Below are 503 nucleotides of genomic sequence, written 5' to 3'. Positions count from 1 at the left end.
GATAAATAGCAATGGGGCGGGGCATGTTTTTCACTCGCTCGCGTCTTTCTGCCAACTGGTACAGGCGAACCAGCAACATACGCTGAGCGGTAATGATTTTGCTGTTGCGCATCGAGCCAATCACATAACAGCAACCGCCTTCTTCAAATATACTATTAAGCGAAAATCCTGTCGGCGCATTGATGGCATTGAGCAAGGCAAGCTCTTCAATTTTCCCGAAAAAGGCTTTTATCTTATCTGCAATACCCTGAACGTAGTCGCCGTTATAAACATCCCGAATGGTTGAGGCCGTATTACGGGTGACAAACTGCGCAGCTATGCGCGCCGCCTTCCGGTCGTCAATGCGATAAAAGTCTGACTCCTGACCTTTCTCTGCCAGACTGAAACCAGCAACAAAAAGCTCTTCCAACTCATCGGCGGTAATCTCTTCAATCAGGTTTAACTGGTACTGGGGTTTTCGCAGGTCAATCAGGGCAAAAGGTTTTCCCGGCATCTTCACAGGC

Annotated in this window: 1 pseudogene; it reads right to left on the bottom strand. The window is 48.5% G+C overall.

Features of this window, described 5'->3' with window-relative positions:
- A pseudogene (locus tag H0248_RS21620) lies at positions 1-503 on the bottom strand (MFS transporter); the annotation flags it as partial.

The sequence above is a fragment of the Pectobacterium brasiliense genome (genome assembly GCF_013449685.1).
GTDB classification, from domain to species: domain Bacteria; phylum Pseudomonadota; class Gammaproteobacteria; order Enterobacterales; family Enterobacteriaceae; genus Pectobacterium; species Pectobacterium brasiliense_A.
This window is presented reverse-complemented; position numbering and strand designations above follow the sequence as displayed.